Raw genomic sequence first — 18,387 nt, 5'->3', positions numbered from 1 at the left:
TTCTGACACGTCAACAGACCCTAGAACGACGACTCGCGGATCAGCACGGTCAACACATAGCGCCAGCCTTGCAGCAACGGGCTGCGTGCGTCGGCGTCGATGCTGGCGTTGCCGCGCAGGGCCTGGGGCGTGCCATCGGCATGCGCGTCCTGAAGGCGCAGTTGCACGCGATACAGCGCTTGCTCGGGGACTGGTACGCGGTGTTCGTCGAATTGGCTGGCCAGCCGGCCCTGATAGACCGAGGCCAGTTCCGGTGCGGCGGTGAGCTGGCGCACGGCGGTCTGGCCGATGTCTTCGACGACCAGGCGGCGACGCGGACGGCCGGGGTCTTCGGGCAGGAACCAGGCTTCGGCGCCGACTTGCAGGCGCTCGCGATCCGCTTCGCCAACGAACGCCTCGACGCGCTCGCCAGCATTGCCGGTCAATGTACCCAGCCATTCGCCGGGCGGCAGCCACTCGCCTTCGGCAAGCGGTTCGGCGAGGTCGGCCAGCACGCCATCGAAGGGCGCTCTGACCTGCAATTGTTCCAGGCGCTGGCGCAAGGCCTGGCGGCGTTCCAGGGCCACGCGCAGTTCTTCCAGGGCCACGGCCTGGCGGGCGGCGTCTTCGTCGGCGCGCACCTGCAGGCTGCTTTGCTGGCGCAGGCGTTCGATCTCGCGTTCCAGGCTGTCTTCTTCATGCCGCAACTCCGTGGATTCCAGCCTGAACAGCGTCTGCCCGGCGGTCACCCGCTGCCCGGCCCGTGCATCGATATGGGCCAGGCGCGCCCCGGTCGGGACCAGCAGAATGGCCTGCTGCTCGGCCCGCAGCAGGGCCGGTGCCTCGACCTGGCTGCGCCACGGCCAAGCCAGCAGGAACAGGCCGCCCAGCAGGACGCCAGCGGATATCAGGGTGTTGCGGTTCATGCGGTAGTCCTTGCGGCGTTGGTGCCAGTGGCGCAGTTCGCCCCAGATCGGGCGCAGGATGAAATGCACGATCTCGACCGCGAACAGCAGCAGGCCGAGCAGCTTGAAGGCGAAGTGATAGACCAGCAGGGCGATGCCGAGAAACAGGAAGAAGCGGTAGACCCAGGTGGCGAAGGCGTAGCCCAGCAGAACGCGTTGCAGCGCGGCCGGAAAGTATTCGGGCGGTGCCTCGCCGAAGCCGAACAATGCCTCGCGCAGGCGCCAGCGGGCCAGGGCGAAGGCGCGTTCCTGCAGGTTGGGCACGTCGATCAGGTCGGAGAACAGGAAGTAGCCGTCGAAGCGCATCAGCGGATTGAGGTTGACCGCCAGGGTCATGATCCAGGTGGTGCTGGCGAGCATGAACGCGGCACTGCGCAGCATGCCGTCGGGCAGGAAGCTCCAGGCCAGGGTGGCCCACGCCGCCAGGCACAGCTCCACGCCCATGCCGGCGGCGCCGATGGCCATGCGCTGGCGTCGGCGGGTCAGGCGCCAGGCGCCGCTGGCATCGGTGTAGAGCACCGGCCACAGGACCAGGAAGGCCACGCCCATGGTCGGCACCCGGCAGCCATAGTGCTTGCAGGTGTAGGCGTGGCCGAACTCGTGCAGGATCTTGGTTACGCTCAGGGTCGCCGCGGCCAGCACGGCGCCTTCCAGGCTGAAGAAGTGCAGGAAGGTGTGCACGAAGCTGTCCCACTGGCGGGCCGCGAGGTACAGGCCGAGCAGGGCGGCGAGCAGCGTGGCGAGGGCGAAGCCACGGCTGAACAACGGGGCGACGAAGCGATAGGTCTGCGACAGGAAGCGGTCCGGGCGGATCAGCGGAATGCGGATCGACAGGTAATTGCTCAGCAGCCAGGCCGCCCAGCCACTGCTCTTGCCCGCTGCACTGCGCTGGCCCAGGTCCTTGAGCGCGGCATCGCCGCTGACTTCGAGCAACTGGCTGGCGCGCAGGAACTGGACGAAGGCCTCGACGTCTTCGCGGGTCAGGGCGAGGGGGGTATCGGCACTCACCGCTTGCGCCACGGCCGGGGCATTGCCGAGCGACCAGCGCGAGAGGATTTCCGCCTCGGCCCAGCCAATGCGGAAGAAACGGCCGCGCGTGCCGTCCTCCAGGGTCCAGCTCGGCGAGCCGTCTCGTCCGCACGGGCCGGGGTGCAGGCGCAGGCTGCGGCGTAACGCCGGCAAACGTTGCGCGCTGCTGGCTGGCGGCAGGTTCACAGGTGCGTTCATTTACCAACCCAGGTGTGCACGCAGGGCGGCCAGTGGCCGGCGCAGCAGGTAATTGATCAGCAGGGTGCGCTCGCCGTACAACTTGGCCGTGCCCTTGAGGCCGACGCGCAGGCGCGGGTCGGCTTCGTCGAAGCCGGCCAGCAGGCGGTAGACCATGGTCCCGTCAGCCGCCGGAGAGGCGCGGTAGCCATAGCGCTCCAGCGTTGCCGGCAACGGGCTGCCGGGCAGGCTGTTGAGGAACAGGCGCACCTCGGCCCCGTTATCCAGGGCGATGGCGTCGGCCACCGGCAGCTGGATTTCCAGGCGCGTGTCGTGGGGATCGGCGACCTGCATGATGCGCTCGCCGAGGTTGACCGGGCGGCCGATCCAGTCGCTTGGATCGTCGAATATCGCCACGCCGTCGCGGGGGGCGAGGATCAGGCTGCGCTGCAGGTTGTCCTGCAGGAATGTCTGGTCGACCCGGGCCTGGTCACGGCGACTGGTCAGTTCGGCCAGAGCGGCCTTGGCGCGCTCGTCGAACAGGGCCTGCTGGCGCGTCTGCCGGAGCTGGGCATCGGCAGCCGTGAGGACCTGGCGCGCCGACTCCAGGCGGCTTTCCAGTTCGCGGCGGTCCAATTGCACCAGCGGCTCGCCGGCCTTGACCAGTTGGTTGGGCTGCACCAGCACCCGCTCGACCACGGCTTGCAGGGGCGCGCGTAGCACCGCGGGCTCGCGGGCGACCAGCTCGGCTGGCGCCAGTACGCTCTGGTGCACCGGCAGGACGGCCAGCAGCAATGCGCCTACCGCGCCCGCCACGAGCAGGCGCCGGGGGCGTTTGCGCAACAGGCCGCGCAGCGACTGCGGACGGTTGCCGCGCAGGGCGCTCCAGGCATGGGCGTAGGCATCCTGCAACAGCTCCAGCAGGGCGCGGTCGGCCCGTTGCAGCGCTTGCTCGCGGTTCAGCAGCAGGCTGCCGATACGCTGGCCGTCGCGGTCATTCAACGGCAACCACAGCAACTGCGCCGCCAGGTAGTGCGGCCACTCGTCACGCAGCTCGGCGGGGGCGTCCGGCGCGCCGAGGTCGCGCAGTTCGCCCGGCTCCGGGTGCAGTTCCCAATGACGACAAAGGCGGGCGAGGAACAGCATCAGCGGCGCATTGGCTTCGACCTGGGCCAGGCCGGAGCAGGCGACGATCCGCTGCTCATCGGCCTGCCACAGGAAGGCCTCCTGATAGTCGAGCAACTGGCGGCTGTCATTGACCATCAGGAAGCCCAGGCCGGCGATGTCATCGCGGGCGCGGGCGCGGCGTTCGAGTTGCAGCAGCAGGGCCAGGCGCTCGGTGCGCTTGTCGTGCAAGGGGGAAACCGTGGCGTTCATTGGTCTTGCGCCGCGGGTTGCAGCAGGGCGACGCCACTCATGCCGGGCAGCAGGCCGGCGTTGTCGCCGGTGATGCGGGCGAAGATTTTCAGCGACTGGCTGAGCGGGTCGATCACCGCGCCCAGGCGCTCGACCTTGGCCGGGTAGCGCTGGCCGGTTTCGTCCAGGCGCACCTCGAAGTCCTGGCCGGGCTTGAGCCAGGACAACCAGGCCGACGGCACGATCAGTTCCAGCTGGTAGGCACTGTCGTCGTAGATATCCAGCAACTCGGTGCCCTCGGCGACGTGCTGCCAGCGCTGCACCAGGCGCCGCGCGACGTGACCGTCGAAGGGCGCGCTGATTGTGCAGCGCTTGAGCATGGCCTGGCCGACGCTGCTTTCCGCCTGGGCCACGGCCATGTCGGCCTGGGCCTGGGCGACTTCGCTCTGGCTGATCGAGGCCAGGGCGTCGAGACGCCTGGCCACGTCGAGTTTCTTCTGCGCGCCATTCTGCACCGCCGCGCTGCGACTGAGCTGGGCGCGTTGTACCGAACAGTCGAAGGCCGCCAGGTTCTGGCCCTTCTTGAAGGCCTCGCCTTCCTTGACCGACAGTTCGATCAGCTTGCCGGCGATCTCGCTGGACAGCACGGTCTGGCGGATCGGGCTGAGCTGCACGCGCAGTTCGCCGTTCGGTTCGCCGTTCGGCTCATCAGCATGGGCCAGGTTGGCACAGGTGGCGATCAGGATCGCCAGGATGGAAGGCCAGCGGCCCTCCATCGACGGGGCGCGGTCAGCGGCCATTGACGTGCTCCACGGGGACCAGTTCGGCGCCACGCAGGGAGCCGAGGCTTTCCCACATGTCCAGGCGCAGAGTGGTGACTTGCGTGCCTGGGGCCTGGGCGACCAGCGGGGCCCGAGCGGCGGCTGACGCAGCCGGAGCCGGGATGCCGTAGGCCAGTTGCTGGGCGTTGGCGATGCCGGCCGGCACCTTGCCCAGGCCCTGGTCGAGTTGCCGGCTGTTGCCGACGATGGCGCGGGTCAGCTCGTCGATGCTGCTGCCGGCGATGCGCTCGGGCAGCGGGTCGAGGCCGGCGGCCTGGTACACCGCGCCATGGGCGACCTGCAGTTCGGCGAAGGCACGGTCGCGGGTACGCGTGGCGAGCACCGTCTCGGTGGCCGTGCGCACGCGTTCCAGGCGGCTCTGGGCCTGGCTGGAATAGGCGCTCTCGCTCTGCTGGAAGATGCCGCGCTGGACCTGTTGCAGTTCATTGGAGCGAGCGAACACCTGGCTGGAGCGCTCGTATTCACGCCAGGAGACGTTGACCTGGGTCAGCACCGCCATGCGCATGGCCTGGCGGCGCAGTTCGGCGACCTGCAGGCGGGTTTCGCCGGTCTTCTTGATGGTCGGGTAGGCGAGCACGTTGAACAGGTTCCAGCTCACCTGCATGCCGGCGTCGGCCCAGTTGTTGTTGACCAGGTAGCTGTTGCTGTCGTAGTTGGCGCCGACGAACAGGTTGGCCCCCGGCAGCAGCTTGAGCATCGCCGCGCGGGTTTCCAGCACGGCGTTGCGCGCCTGGTAGCTCTCGCTGCGGATCTCCGGGCGCTGGGTCATGGCGGTGACTTCCAGGTCGGCCAGGTTGTAGGCCAGGGTCGGCTGGGCGTAGCTCGCTTCGTTCGGCAGGACCAGGGCATAGTTGCTGGCCGGCGGCAGGTTCATCAGGCCGGCCAGGCGCGACTTGGCGATGGCCAGTTCACCCTCGACCACTTCCAGCTGGCGGATCATTTCCAGCAGGCTCTTCTGGTAGCGCAGCGCTTCGAGCGGCGCGACCAGGCGCTGGCGCTCGGTCTGCCGAGCCTGCTCCAGGGCGCCACGGGCATCGGCCAGGGCGCGAGTCACTTCAGGTTGCAGGCGTTCGGCGCTGGCGGCCTGCCAGTAGGCTTCGCGCACCTGCTGGACGATGTCGGCGACCACCTTGCGCCGCGCTTCCTCGGCGGCCAGCACCTTGTTGGCCTGGGCCTTGGCGCTGAAGTAGCTGACGCCGAAGTCGAGCACGTTCCACGACAGGCGCAGGCTGGCGTCGCGGCTGGAGCGGTCGCTGCTGGTCGAGGGTTCCAGGGATTGCTGGCCGCTGTTGACCGACTCGCTGGAGGAACCGGCCACGTTGTCGCGGCCCTTCCAGCCGGCGCTGGCCGCCAGTTGCGGCAGCATGGCGAGGTTGCTGGCGCTCAGGTTGTTGTCTTCCAGGGCGCGCTGCATCAGGCCCAGGCGTTGTTGCAGGTTGTACTTCACGGCACGTGCCATGGCTTCTTCCAGGCTGATCGCACGGGTCACCGGCTCCTGGCTGTCGAACATCACGTTGCGGTCTTTTTGCGCCTCGGCCATCTGTTGCTCGGGTGTCAGCGCCTCTGGGGTGACGGCGCAGGCCGACAGGCCGAGGGTGGCACAGGCGATGGCCAGGCGCAGGGAGGAACGGTTGAAAGTGGTACGGCTCATGTGTCGAAAGTCCTTGGCAGTGTTCAGGCAATGTGGCGGGTGGTGACGGCGGCTGGCTCTGCGGCCAGGTCGCTCAATTGGTCGAGCAGGGCGAGGGCGTCGCTGAGCAGGGCGCCGGAGGTTTCCTGGCGCAGGCGTTGCGGCAGCGATTCGGCTTGCGTCTGCACGGCTTGCGTTGCCTCGCGCTGGGCGTTGGCGGGTGTCTGGTCGACGCTGATTTCCACCGCCGTGCGTTGCTCTTTGCCCTCGGCGTCGCGGCTGATCAGGGTCAGGCGTAGCACCGTGCCATTCGGCAGGCGCGAGCGGTCGATGCTCAGTTCGCCGGTACGCGCGTCGAAGGAGGCCCAACTTGGTAGTGGCAGGCCGTTGCCCAGGGTGACGCGTTGCGGCGTAGCGCCATTGGGCAGTTCGACGGGCAGTTGCAGGCTGATGCGGCGGGCGTCGCCCTGGCTCGGGTCGACGCTGCTGCGCAGAGTGGTGCCGTCGAAACTGAAGCTGCCGAGGTTGCTCTGGCTGCCACTGTCGGTGAGTACGCCATCGGCCTCGGCCAATTGCTGGCTCAGAGAGCCAAGGCCATCGGCCAGGCCGCCGCTGCGCACATGGCTGCCAGCGCCGGCTGCCGGGGTTTTCGTGGCGGTCTCGACGCTGGCCGCGACGTTGCCAGCCGCGTTGTCGAAGCGGAACGGCGAGACATCGAACGCGCGGTTGGGCGTCGGCCCGTATGGGATGAAACCGTGTGTGGTGGTCAGGGTCGGCGTCACCGTCCGAGTGGTGCTGCCACTGTCAGTCGAACCGTTGTCGGTATCGCCGTCGTCCGCGCCGCCGTTGTCGGTGTCGTCAGAACCGCCATCATCGGTGTCGTCGCCGCCGTCCGAGCCGTCGCCATCGTCCGAGCCGCCATTGTCGGTGTCGTCATCGTCGTCCGAGCCACCGTTGTCGGTGTTGTCCTCGGTGGCGCTCACGGTGACCGTGGCGAAGATCGCCAGCGTGCTGCTGTCGCTGCCGCCGTTGTCGGTGCCGCCGCTGTCGCGGATGGCGTTGAGGGTGATGTTACGCACGCCTTCGCTCGGGGTGCCTCTGGTGTTGGCGTAGGCGATGCCGTTGATCAGCGCGATGGCGTCGGCCGTGCTGATGCCGCTGTCGCTGCTGATGGTGACGACCGCGATGTCGCCGTCGAGGACCACCGTGATGGTGTAGCCGTTGACCACGCTGGTGCCCGCCACCAGGGCGATGCTGGTGCCGTCGATGAGCAGGGTTTCGCTGGCGCCGTCGAGCAGGCCGCCCACGCTCAGGGTCAGCGAGAGGATGGTCTGGTTGGCCTCGATGGTGTCGATGCTGGTGTCGCTGAACAGCGAGACCGCGCTGCCGCCGAGGCTGTGGGTGACGCTGGCGCCGGTGCTGGTCAGGGTCGGCGCATCGTTGACTGCCAGGACCATGACGCTGCTGGTGAGGCTCAGGGTGGCGCTGTCGCTGCCACCGTTGTCGCTGCCGCCATCGTCGCTCAGGGCGACCAGGCTGATGTTGCGCGTGCCCGCGGTGGGGTCGTCGCTGCTGTTGGCGTAGGTGATGGAGTCGAGCAACGCGGCCGCAGCGGCGCCGTCGATCCCGCTGCCGGTAGTGATCAGCAGGGTGACGGTACCGTTGTCGTCCACGCTCACGCTGTACGCATAGCCGTTGGTGGTGGTGCCGCTGGTGCCCACGGTCAGGGTGATGAGGGTGCCGTCCACGGTCAGGGTTTCGCTGGCGCCGTCACTCAGGCCGTCGATGGTCAGGGTCAGCGAGGTGATCGATTGGCCGGCTTCCACGGCGGAGATCGTGCTGTCCTGGAACAGTTGCACCGCCGCGCCGCCTTCCAGGTGGCTCGGGTTGAGTACGGTGCTGCTGGCGGTCGGCGCGTCGTTGATCGCGGTGACAGTGACGGCCAGTTCCACGCTGTCGAGCGCGCCGTAGCCATCGCTGACGCTGAGCACCAGGGTCAGTGCGCTGTCGGGGTCGTCGCTGGTGTTGGTGTAGGTGATCTGTTGCAGCACGGCGTTGGCGACGGCGCTGCTCACATCGGCGCTGAAGGTGATGGTCAGGGTGCCGTCCTGCACGACGAAGCTGGCGATCGCCACGCCGTCGTAGAGGATTTGCCCGTCCACCAGGCTCAGGCCGTTGCCTTCGCTCAGGCCATAGCTGTCGTCGGCGTTGGCGCCGCCGGAGCGGGAGATGCTGATGCTGGCGCCGTTGTAGTTGCCGGCGCCGTCGTTCATGGCGTCGTGTTCCACGTCGCTCAGGGTCAGGTTGCTGGCGACCAGCAGTTCACCCTGTTCGTCGTAGGCGAAGGACAGGCTCGCCGGCAGGCTGGTGCGCAGGTTGACCAGGCTGCTGCCGGTGCTCGCCAGCAGGGCGCCGTTGACCGCCACGCTCAGGTCGGTCACGCCGCTCACGTCGCTCAGGGTTTGCAGGAGGACGGCGGCGCTGGCGTCGCTGACGTCGTAGCGGCTGAGGCCCTCGGTGCTGCTGACGTAGAGGTTGATGCCGTCGGCGGCCAGGGCAATGGCGCTGACGCTGGTCAGCCCGTCGATGGTGCCGGTCAGGGTCAGGCTGCCATCGGCGAAGGTGAAAATGCTCACCCCGCTGGTGGTGGCCACGTAGATCGTGCTGCCGTCGGCGGAAACGACCAGGTCCAGCGGGTCGCTCAGGTCGACGTCGTCACTGTCGCGCAGGTACACGGCGTCACCCAGGCTGCCATCGCTGTTGCGGGTGTAGACGATCAGGGTATCGGCCAGGGCGCTGGAGACCGGGTTGGTGATGACGTAGACATAGTCGCCCACTACCTCAATGTCCACGGCGGTGAACAGGTAGGGCTCGCTGTTGGCGGAGGCGCTGATCTGCTGCGTCAGCACGTACTGGCCAGCGCTGTCGAGGCTGTAGACCAGCAGGCCGGAGTAGTTGCCGTCGACCACGTACAGGGTGCCATCGTCGGCGACCGCGAAGTCGCTCACGCTGGTGGTCGCCAGCACTTGGACCGCCTCCAGGCTGCCATCGACGCTGGAGCGGGTGAAGATGGCGATGGCGTCGCCCGAGTTGCCCAGCACGTACAAGGTGCCGTCGTCCGGGCTCAGTTGTATGTCACTGACGTCGCTCAGGCCACTGTCGAGGGTTTCCAGGTAGACCAGGGCGCCCGTGCTCAGGTTGCGGCTGAAGATGGCGATGGTACCGTCGCTGGACACCGCATACACGGTGCTGCCGTCGCTGCTCAGGACGGTGGCGGTCACGTCGTCGAGACCGCTGACGCTCGTCAGGCTCTCGATAATGGCCAGTGTTTCGTTGTCCGGCGTGCTGCCGAGCACCGGCGCGCTGTTGTTCACCAGGGTCAGGCTGGCGCTGCTGGCCAGCGTGCTGGTGTCGCTGCCGCCGTTGGCGGTGCCGCCGCTGTCGCTCACGCTGAGGGTGAAGCTGCGTTCGCCCGCGGTGTAGGTGCCGCTGAGGTTGACGTAGGCGATGCCATCGATCAGCGTGGCCGCGGCGTCGGCGGCGATGCCGCCGCTGGCGCTGATGCTCAGGGTGGCCACGCCGTCGGCATCGACGCTGACGCTGTAGCTGTAGCCGTTGCTGGTGGTGCCGCTGGTGCCGTCGACCAGGGCGATGCTGGTGCCGTCGACCAGAAGGGTCTCGTTGCGGCCGTTGAGCAGGCCGGAGGCGGTCAGGGTAATGCTGGTGATAGTCTGGCCGCTTTCCACCAGGTCGATCTGGGTACCGCTGAACAGCGTCGCGCTGCTGCCGCTGGCGGCGTAGACGGCCGTGGTGGCGCTGGCTTCCAGCACTGGCGCGTCGTTGACCGCCACCACGCTGATGGTCGTGGCGATGTTCAGGGTGGTGGTGTCGCTGCCGCTGTTGCTGGTGCCGCCGTTGTCCTGCACGCTGGTCAGGGTCACGCTGCGGTTGCCCGCCGTCGGGTCGTCGCTGCTGTTGGCGTAGGCGATGCCATCGACCAGCGTGGCCAGGGTGCTGGCGGGGATGCCGCTGGCACTGGTGATGCTCAGGGTGGCGGTCGTGCCGGAGAGGCTGACCGTGACGCTGTAGCCGTTGGTCGTGGTGGTGGTGCCGTCGACCAGGGCGATGCTGGTGCCGTCGATGAGCAGCGTTTCACTGTCGCCATCGGTCACGCCGCTGACGCTGAGGGTCAGTGCGATGATCGATTGGCCGCCTTCTACCGTGGACACGCTGGTGCCGCTGAACAGCGTGGTGGCCGCGCCGTTCTCGGTGTAGCTGACGGTTGCCGCCGTGCTGGTCAGGGTCGGGGCGCTGTTGGTGGCGCTCAGCGTCACCGTGGTGGCGATGCTCAGGGTGGTGGTGTCGACACCGCCGTTGGAGGTGCCGCCGTTGTCCTTCACCGCAGTCAGGGTCACGGTGCGGCTACCGCTGGTGTCGGCGCTGTTGCTGTAGGTGATGCTGTCCACCAGGCTGGCCGCATCGGCCACGGCGATACCGGCGCTGCTGCTGATGGTCACGCTGGCGGTGCTGCCATCCAGGGTGACGGTGACGCTGTAGCCGCTGGTCGTGGTGGTGGTGCCGGCCACCAGGGCAATGCTGGTGCCGTCGATGGTCAGGGTTTCGCTGGCGCCACTGCTCACGCCCGCGACCGTCAGGGTCAGCGAACTGATGGACTGCGCTTCTTCCAGCGCGGAAACGCTGGTGCCTTCGAACAGCCGCACGCCGCTGGCGCCGCTCACGTAGGTGGCGGCGATGGCCTCGGTCTCCAGGGTCGGCGCGTCGTTGATCTCGGCGACGGTCAGCAGCACGTTCAACGAGCTGGTGGTGTACTGGTCGCTGAGCGACAGCACCAGGGTGATGCTGCTGCCGGGGTCGTTGCTGGTGTTGCTGTAGGTGATCTGTTGCAGCACCAGGTTGGCGGTGGCGGTCGTGACGTCGGCGGTGAAGGTGAGGGTCAGCGTGCCGCTCGCGTTGCTGAGGGTGGCGATGGCCGTGCCGCTGAGGTAGATCACGCCGTCGCTGTAGGTCAGGTCGTTGCCGTCGGCGAAGCCGAAGCTGTCCGCTGCGTTGGCGCCGCCACTGCGCACGACGCTGATGACGGCGCCGTTGTAGTTGCCGGCACCGTCGTTGAGGGCATCGTATTCGACGTCGGACAGTTCGATGACGGAGAAGGGCGAGGTGGTGCCGCCCTCGGTGTAGGCGGCGCCGACGGCCGTGCTGATCTGGCCCATCCCGGTAAACAGGTAGAAGCCGCCGTAATAGATGGAAGAACCGTCGGCAGACATGGCAAAGCGGAAGGCGCGGCCGCTGCTGTTGGCCAGGGTCTGGCTAAGTGTCAATGTGCCGTCGTCATTGACTTGGTAGACGTAAATGGGGCCGGAGTTCTGACCGGCATAGAGCGCCGTGCCATCGGCCGACAGTGTCAGGCCCCAGAACTGCGTGGAAGAGGCGTACTGGCCCACGCTGGTGACAGTGTTGCTGTCCTTGTCGTAATACAACACCTGGATACCCGATGTGCCGCGAGACACATAGACATAGCCGTCGTCGGTGGCGGCGATGCTGCGCATGAAGGTGCTGCCGCCGGACCAGGTGGTGGCCCATGTCAGGCTGCCGTCGTCGTTGACGGTGTAGATGGCCACCCGGGAACTGCCGGCCACATAGACCACGCCATTGGCGATGGTGAGTGCGTTGGAGCTGCTGATGCCGTCGGTGTAGCTGCCGAGCAGGGTCAGCGAGCCGTCGTCGGCGGTGGCGTAGGCGTAGAGGTAGCTGTTGGAAACGATATAGAGCGCCTTGCCGTCGTCCGATACCACCATCTGCCGCACGGTGGATGAGTCGCTGATGGTCACGCTCAGGCCGGTGCTGCTGAGAGTACCGTCGTCGTTGACCTGTAGCGTGGTGACGGTGTACGTGCCGGAGCTGTTCTTGCCCACCAGATAGACATACTGGCCGTCGGCGGAATACACCGCCGAGGTAGCGCTGTCCAGGCCGTCGATCTCGATGCCGTTGCTGGCGTCGCCGTCGTCGCTCGTGCCCTGCACGAAGGTCTGCACCAGGGTCAGGTTGCCGTCGCTGTCACGGCTGTAGACGTACAGCGTGCTGTTGCCGGAGGGCGTTACGCTATGGCCGCCGGAACTGCTGCCCACGACGAGCAGGGTGCTGTCGTCGGATGACAGTTCCAGGCTGTAGACGTACTGGCTGAAGCCGGTCAGGTTGCCGTCGACGGTATAGGTCAGGTTGACGTCGTCCGTGCTCAGGCTCGGCGCGTTGTTGTTGGCTTCCTCGGTGGAAATCACCCGCAGGGTCAACTCGGTGGAGGCGGTGGCGCCCGATTCGTCGGTGACGGTGACGGTCAGCGTGTAGTCGGCTACCGTGCTGGACGTGCCACTGATGGTCAGGGTGTCGGCGTCGAAGGTGAAGCCGTCCGGCAGGCCGGAGACCGTCCAGGTCAGGCTGTCGCCGTAGAGGCTGTCGGCGTCGCTGAACAGGGCGCTATCCAGCGTGGTGCTGTAGGCCGTGCTTTCGGTGGCCAGGGCCAGGCTGGTCGAGACGCTGCTGTCGACCTCCGGCGCACGGTTGGCGATCTGCTCGACTTCCAGGCTGAGTTCCAGCGAGGCACTGGCGCCCGAGGCATCGGTGACCGTCACGGTGAGGGTGAAGGTGCCGGCCTCCAGGGCCGCGCCGGAGATGGTCAGGGTCTCGGCGTCGAAGGTGAGGCCGTCCGGCAGGCCGGAGACCGTCCAGGTCAGGGCGTCGCCGTCGGCGTCGCTGAACAGCCCGGAGAACAGGGTGAAGCTGTACGCGGTCTCGCTGGTGGCGCTGCGCAGGGTGTAGCCGGTGGCGACCGCGCTATCCAGTTGCGGCAGGGTGTTCACGCGCAGGGTCACGGTGGTCACGCTGCTGGTCAGGGTGCCGTCGTTGACGCTGATGCCCAGGGCGATATAGCTGCCGGCGGTGGCGTCGTCGTTGCTGTAGGTGATCTGTTGCAGCACCTGGTTGGCCACTTCGGTGCTGACGTTGGCGCTGAAGGTGATGGTCAGGGTGCCGTCGCTGGCGGTGGTGAAGCTGGCGATGGGCGAGCCGTTGCGCAGGATGTAGCCGTTGGCCAGGCGCAGGCCGTTGTCTTCGGCGAAGTCGAAGGTGCCGCCGGTGACGCTGGTGGTGATGACGATGCTGGCACCGTTGTAGTTGCCGGCGCCGCTGTTGAGGATGTCGGAGTTGCTGTCGGCGAGCGTCACGCCGCTGGCGACGGTCACGGATTCGCCGGTGTTGAGCGTCTTCGCCAGGCTGTAGCGGGTGACGCCGCTGCTGCCGGCCACCAGCAGCGACAGGCCATCGCTGGACACGGCGATATCGCCGGCGCTGACGCCTTCGATCTGGCTGATCTGGCTCAGGGCACCATCGGCGGAGACCGCATAGATCGTGAGGATGTCGTCGGAGCTGGAGGCGAAGAGCAGGCTGCCGTCGTCGCTCAGGGCGATGTCGGTGACGTTGGCGAGCGTGGCCGTTTCGAGGAGGGTCAGGGTGCTGCCGTCGAACTGGTAGACGCTGATCGTGTCGGTCGAGGGGTCGGCGAGGTAAAGGTACTGGCCGTCGTCGGAGATCGCCAGGCTGAAATCCACGCTGCCGCCGGTGCTGGAGAACAGGTAGCTGGTGACCTCGCTCAGTGACCCGTCATCGTTGCGCGAGTAGACCACCAGGGTATGGTCGCTGACGTTTCCGTAGGCCACGTAAACATAGTCGCCGCTGGTGGCGATGATGCTGTTGCGGTTGCTGGTCGATACCCGGGTGTAGCTTTCGCTCAGCGCGCCGGTGCTGCTGTCGAGGCTGTAGACCCGGGTGCCGTCGATCCAGGTGCCGACGTAGAGGTACAGGCCGTCGTCGGAGATCGCCAGGCCGCCGCCGGACTGCACGGCGTAGCTGATGTAGGTGGTCGCGGCATAGCTGACCGTGCCGTCGTCGGCGATGTTGAGCTGGACGATGCTGGCCGTGTTGCTGACCGTTTCCGACGCGGTGACGACATAGACGTAGAGGGTCGAGTTATCCGGGCTGATCACCAACTCGCCAATGCGCAACTGGTCGAGGTCGTCGACGACCAACTCCTGCACCAGGCTCAGCCGGCCGCTGTCGTCCGCTTCGAATACGGAGAGGGAGCCATTGCTGACTACGTAGGCATAGTTGCCGTCGCTGGAGTAGACCACCTGGGTGTCGTCATCGGCATCGTCGATGCTGAAGCTTTCCGTGGCTTCCAGGGTGTTTTCTTCGCTCAGGGTAGGGGCCACGCTGATGGTGCTGGTGATGCTGATGGAGGAACTGATGTCCAGGGTTGCCGTGTCGTTGTCGTCGCTGAGGGTGCTCAGGGTGACGTTGACGGTGCCGCTTTCCACCGTATTGTCCAGGGTCGCGTAGGCGATGCTGTCGATCAGGCTGGCGGTGGCGGCGGCGGTGTAGCCGGTTTCCGACGAGGCGATGCTGATGGTAATGGTGGTGGTGTTGCCACTGACGGCGACCGAATAGGTGTAGGCATTGTCCGTCGTGCTGGTGTAGCTGGTAGTGACCAGGGCGATGGTGCTGCCGTCGATGATCAGTGCCTGGTTGGCGCCGCTGCTGTCCACGGTGATCACCAGGTCGGTCAATTCCTCGCTGCTGCTGTCGAGGCTGACGCTGACGTTGCTGAACAGGTCGATGCTCTGCTGGCCGGAAGCATCGTCGATGCTGATGGTGGCGGCGACGCCGCTGGCGGTGACGCCGGGCGTGGTGTCGGTGGCAGTGACCACTTCGGCGGCTGTTGCCACGGCGGCGGCATCGAGCAGGATGCGCGGTTCCAGGGCCAGGGCGCGGGCGTAGCGTTGCGGATGTTTGCGAGTGGTCATGGCGGTTTTCCCGGAATGGAGAAGAAGGTGACGTAAGGGGCGGTCGTTACTCGATCAGCCGGACATAGGCGCTGGCTTGCAGCAGTTCTTCGTTGATCTTGTCCAGGCGATCCTGGATACGGTCTTCGGCGTCGGCGAAGTCGCGGCCGTTGTAGTAGGTGAGGTCGTCGGATTCGACGGCACAGCTGCTCAGGCCGGCGCCAGCGATGCGGCGAAAGCCCGAGGCATCGGACATGCTGCCGTCATCGTCGTCGGAGTCTTCGGATTCGTCGTTGCCGACCACGATCAGGAACACGCGCACGTCGCGCTCGCGCAGGCTGCTACAGAGGTTGGCGAAGCGACGGGTGATGAGTGCCTCGTTGCTGCATGTGCTGCCATCGCTGGGGCAGCCATCGGTCGTCTCTCCGACATAGCGGTTGTAGGCGTCGCTGTCGAACCAGTCCTGGTCGCTGGAGTTGACCAGCATGACGATGGCCTTGTAGCTGTCGCCGCCGTCGTCCTTGAAGTCCTTGGGCAAATCGTCCTCGGCGCCCCAGCCGCTCGAACCGCGAAAGGCCGGGGCCAGGGCCATGGCGCCCCAGCCCATGGCGATGGCGTAGTTGACGTTGAAGCGGGTGGACATTGCGTCCAGCCGTTCTTCGATCTTGTCCAGGTCGTTGGTCAGCGGCAGCAGGGGCGCGCTGGGGCAGCCACGGTCGGCGATCAGGTAGCGTGTGTCGTTGGCACCGGAAGCCTGGCCAAAGGTAGGGTTGGGGCCGACCCAACTGATGGTGTAGGGCGTGATGCCGTAGACGGTGTCATTCTCCGGCAGGTCGGCGCGGTAGTAGACGTTGAACTGCCCGGCTGGCGCCTGATCCCAGAAGTAGTTTTCGCCCTGGTTCAGACCCCGATACAGGCACAGCAGGTTGGCGCGGCGATCGGGCATCCGCCGGTCGGCCAGGCTGCCGTAGCCGCTGCTGAACAGCGAACTCAGTTCCACCGGGTTGAGCGCGCCGGAAGCCGCCCACTGGCGGATGCGGGTGGGATGCTCGGCATCGTAGACGCTGACCGCCTGGCTGTAGGGCACCAGCGACAGCCAGGCGTCGTCGCGGTCGCTGATCAGCTCTTGGGCGAAGGCGTTGCCGAGGCGGCGCAGCACGGCCAGGTTGCTGGCGTCTTCGCTGAGGGTGTTGGGCAGGACCAGGGCGACTTCCAGGGCGCTCGGCAGCACTTCTACGGTGGAATGCACCTGCAGTTCCTGGCGCGCGCCGCCGAGCAGTTCAGGATCGGCATGGAAATCCACGTCGACCCGGTAACGGACGCGTGTCTGGTCATCGACGGATACGCTGGATTCGCTGAGCGTGATGTTCTCGCGGCTGATCTGCTCGCCCAGGCTGCTGTCCATGCCCAGGTTGTTGAGCACGTAGCCTTCGGCGATGACTTTCAATTTATCCAGCGATTTCTCGCCGCTGCTCAGGCGGGCGTTGCCCACGGCCATGGCCGCGGCGTCGGTGGCGCGTTTGACCTGCGACGCGCTGTCGGTCATGCGGCTGGTATCCAGCGCATAGGCGGTGGCCAGCAGGACGCCACTCAGGGCCAGGATCATGAAGGGCGCGATGCTGCCGCGCTGCTGTCTGGCGCGAATGAGGGACGGCGAGCGAGAGAAATGGTCGATCATGGGTGGCTTTCTTTTCTATCCGTGAACGCCTGCAGGCAGGCGGCATCGTGGGGATGCAAAGATAGGAATAATTCCCAATATCGATCAATGAGCGCTTCATTAAGAATGCTTAAGGCAAGCGCTCAGGGCGAGCGGCATACCTTCGCCGCAGGCCGTTGAAAAACGACCTGCGCTCATCGTGGCGTCAATAAGTCAGTTCTAAGCCCGGGGGGGCCTGGCTTCCGGTCGCGACCAGATCCACAGCGCACCGCAGCCCATGCCGCCTGCCGCGCAGAGCAGCACCCAGAGCGGCGGCTGATGCCAGATCAGGATGGCCAGGCACAGGCTCATGCTCATGCTGGCCAGCAGTTTGCTCTTGCGGCTGATCAGGCGACCGTCGCGCCAGTTGCGTAAGGGCGGGCCGAATAGTTTGTGGTTATGCAGCCAATGGCTCAGGCGTGGCGAGCTCTTGGTCGCCGCCCAGGCGCTGAGCAGAATGAATTCGGTGGCGGGCAGGCCGGGCAGGATGATGCCGAGAATGGCGCAGCCCAGGCTCGCGTACGCCAGGGCCAGGTAGGCCAGGCGCTTGAAACCACGGGTCGGTGGCGTCAGTTGGGGCCTGTCGCTGTTGACGATGAGCGGGCGCTCCTGTCGGGCGACCGCCATGCGCGCAAGGCGGGCACGAGAGGCGGGGCGGCGTCTGGACTGGGCACGCGAGGGCATCGTAGAGAGCTCGTTCGGAGGGACGGGCAACAGTAGGACGGGGTCATGCGCAGGGCAAGTTAAGAAGCCTTCATGATGCCTGCTCAGTCCTCTTCCAGGCCGGTTTCCTCGGTGAGCTTCTCGTCCAGTTCAGGGGCGTCGTAGGCCATGCGGCTGAAGGCGATGGCGTGCAGGTCCTTGTCGGCCAGCAGGCCGCTGGTCAGGGCCAGGTCGTTACTGCTGCGGCACAGTTGCACGACCATGATCGAGGCCGTGCTGGTGCTTTCCTCGTCATCGTCGTCCTGGCTTTCCTGCTCTTCGGGCAACTCGCCGATGTAGCGTCTTTGTTGCGAGTAGCTGGGGCAGAGGCCTTCGAGGCTGCCGCGGTAGAGCGGGTTCCAGGTCATGCTGCGGTCGATGGAGACCTTGCTGATGACCAGCTCGTAGTTGCCGAGGATGTCTGGCGAGGCGGCCTGGTCGATCAGGGCTTGCAGGCCGTTCTCGTCGAGCTTGTTCTGCTGCGCCAGGACCGAGGCGATGTTGTGTGCCGACTGTTCCAGGTAGGCGCGTGCCTGGCTGACGTTGTACAGGTCGGTGCTGACCAGGGCGATGCCGATCAGCAAGGGCAGGAGCAGGGCGAACTCGACCAGGGCGTTGCCACGCTGCCGTCCGTCGAAGCGGTTCATTCGTCGTCGTCCTCTTCGGTTTCGCTGATCAGGTTGCCCAGCAGGTGGCGGTACTGGTACTGGAAGCCGTCGCCCAGGCCGAACAGCGCTGGCAGGGGCGTCATGAATTGCTGGGTCAGGTCGACGGTGACGCTGAGGATCGGCGGCGAGTGGTCCTTGGCATCTTCGTCCTCGTCGGCAGTACCGCCGCCGAACTGGCGCAGGTTGTCGAAGGCGAGCACGTCGACGACGAAGTTCTCGTCGTTGAGAAAACCGTACGAGGACTCCACCAGGCGGTCTTCGATGGCCGTCTGCAATTCGGCGGTGCCCTGGGCGTAGAAGGAGCGGTCCTGGCGGAAGTCCTGCAGCGCGCGTTCCAGGGCGAGGTTGCCGATGCCGATCATCAGGGCGATGCGCGCCAGCTCGAAGAGCATCATGATGCCGAACAGCAGGACCGGCAGGATCAGCGCCGTTTCCACGGCGGTGACGCCACGCTGGTCGCGCAGCCAGGCATTCGGGGAATTCGCCTGCAT

Annotated in this window: 9 protein-coding genes; all 9 read right to left on the bottom strand. The window is 66.6% G+C overall.

The features are described from left to right. Positions 1-20: 20 nt before the first annotated feature. Positions 21-2,171 (bottom strand): HlyD family efflux transporter periplasmic adaptor subunit, encoded by a 2,151-nt coding sequence (locus ACSZPK_RS22280; protein ID WP_437883781.1) that lies wholly within the window; start codon positions 2,169-2,171, stop codon positions 21-23. After that, a complete protein-coding gene (locus ACSZPK_RS22275) occupies positions 2,172-3,527 on the bottom strand; it encodes an efflux RND transporter periplasmic adaptor subunit (protein WP_437883780.1) in 1,356 nt (451 codons plus the stop codon). It abuts the gene before it with no gap. After that, complete coding sequence (locus ACSZPK_RS22270; protein WP_437883779.1) at positions 3,524-4,306, bottom strand: efflux RND transporter periplasmic adaptor subunit; 783 nt, start codon at positions 4,304-4,306, stop codon at positions 3,524-3,526. The genes ACSZPK_RS22275 and ACSZPK_RS22270 overlap by 4 nt, the downstream gene beginning before the upstream one ends. After that, complete coding sequence (locus ACSZPK_RS22265; RefSeq protein WP_437883778.1) at positions 4,296-5,999, bottom strand: TolC family protein; 1,704 nt, start codon at positions 5,997-5,999, stop codon at positions 4,296-4,298. Before ACSZPK_RS22265 ends, ACSZPK_RS22270 begins: the two co-directional genes overlap by 11 nt. 23 nt (positions 6,000-6,022) lie before the next feature. Then, complete coding sequence (locus tag ACSZPK_RS22260; RefSeq protein ID WP_437883777.1) at positions 6,023-14,851, bottom strand: beta strand repeat-containing protein; 8,829 nt, start codon at positions 14,849-14,851, stop codon at positions 6,023-6,025. A 46-nt stretch (positions 14,852-14,897) separates the two neighbouring features. Continuing rightward, positions 14,898-16,508: a TadE/TadG family type IV pilus assembly protein gene (locus ACSZPK_RS22255; protein WP_437883776.1), complete on the bottom strand. Its 1,611-nt coding sequence runs from the start codon at positions 16,506-16,508 to the stop codon at positions 14,898-14,900. Positions 16,509-16,706: 198 nt separating this feature from the next. Then, positions 16,707-17,153 carry a YbaN family protein gene (locus ACSZPK_RS22250; RefSeq protein ID WP_437883888.1) on the bottom strand — a complete coding sequence of 149 codons (447 nt, stop codon included), beginning with the start codon at positions 17,151-17,153 and terminating at the stop codon, positions 16,707-16,709. 140 nt (positions 17,154-17,293) lie between these two features. After that, positions 17,294-17,875: a TadE/TadG family type IV pilus assembly protein gene (locus ACSZPK_RS22245; protein ID WP_437883775.1), complete on the bottom strand. Its 582-nt coding sequence runs from the start codon at positions 17,873-17,875 to the stop codon at positions 17,294-17,296. Next, the gene (locus ACSZPK_RS22240) at positions 17,872-18,387 is read right to left on the bottom strand and encodes a TadE/TadG family type IV pilus assembly protein (RefSeq protein ID WP_437883774.1); all 516 of its coding nucleotides are present in this window, start codon (positions 18,385-18,387) and stop codon (positions 17,872-17,874) included. Before ACSZPK_RS22240 ends, ACSZPK_RS22245 begins: the two co-directional genes overlap by 4 nt.

The sequence above is a fragment of the Pseudomonas sp. LRF_L74 genome, assembly GCF_965644255.1.
GTDB lineage: Bacteria > Pseudomonadota > Gammaproteobacteria > Pseudomonadales > Pseudomonadaceae > Aquipseudomonas.
Note: the sequence above shows the minus strand (reverse complement) of the source record. Positions and strands in the feature narration are given on the sequence as shown.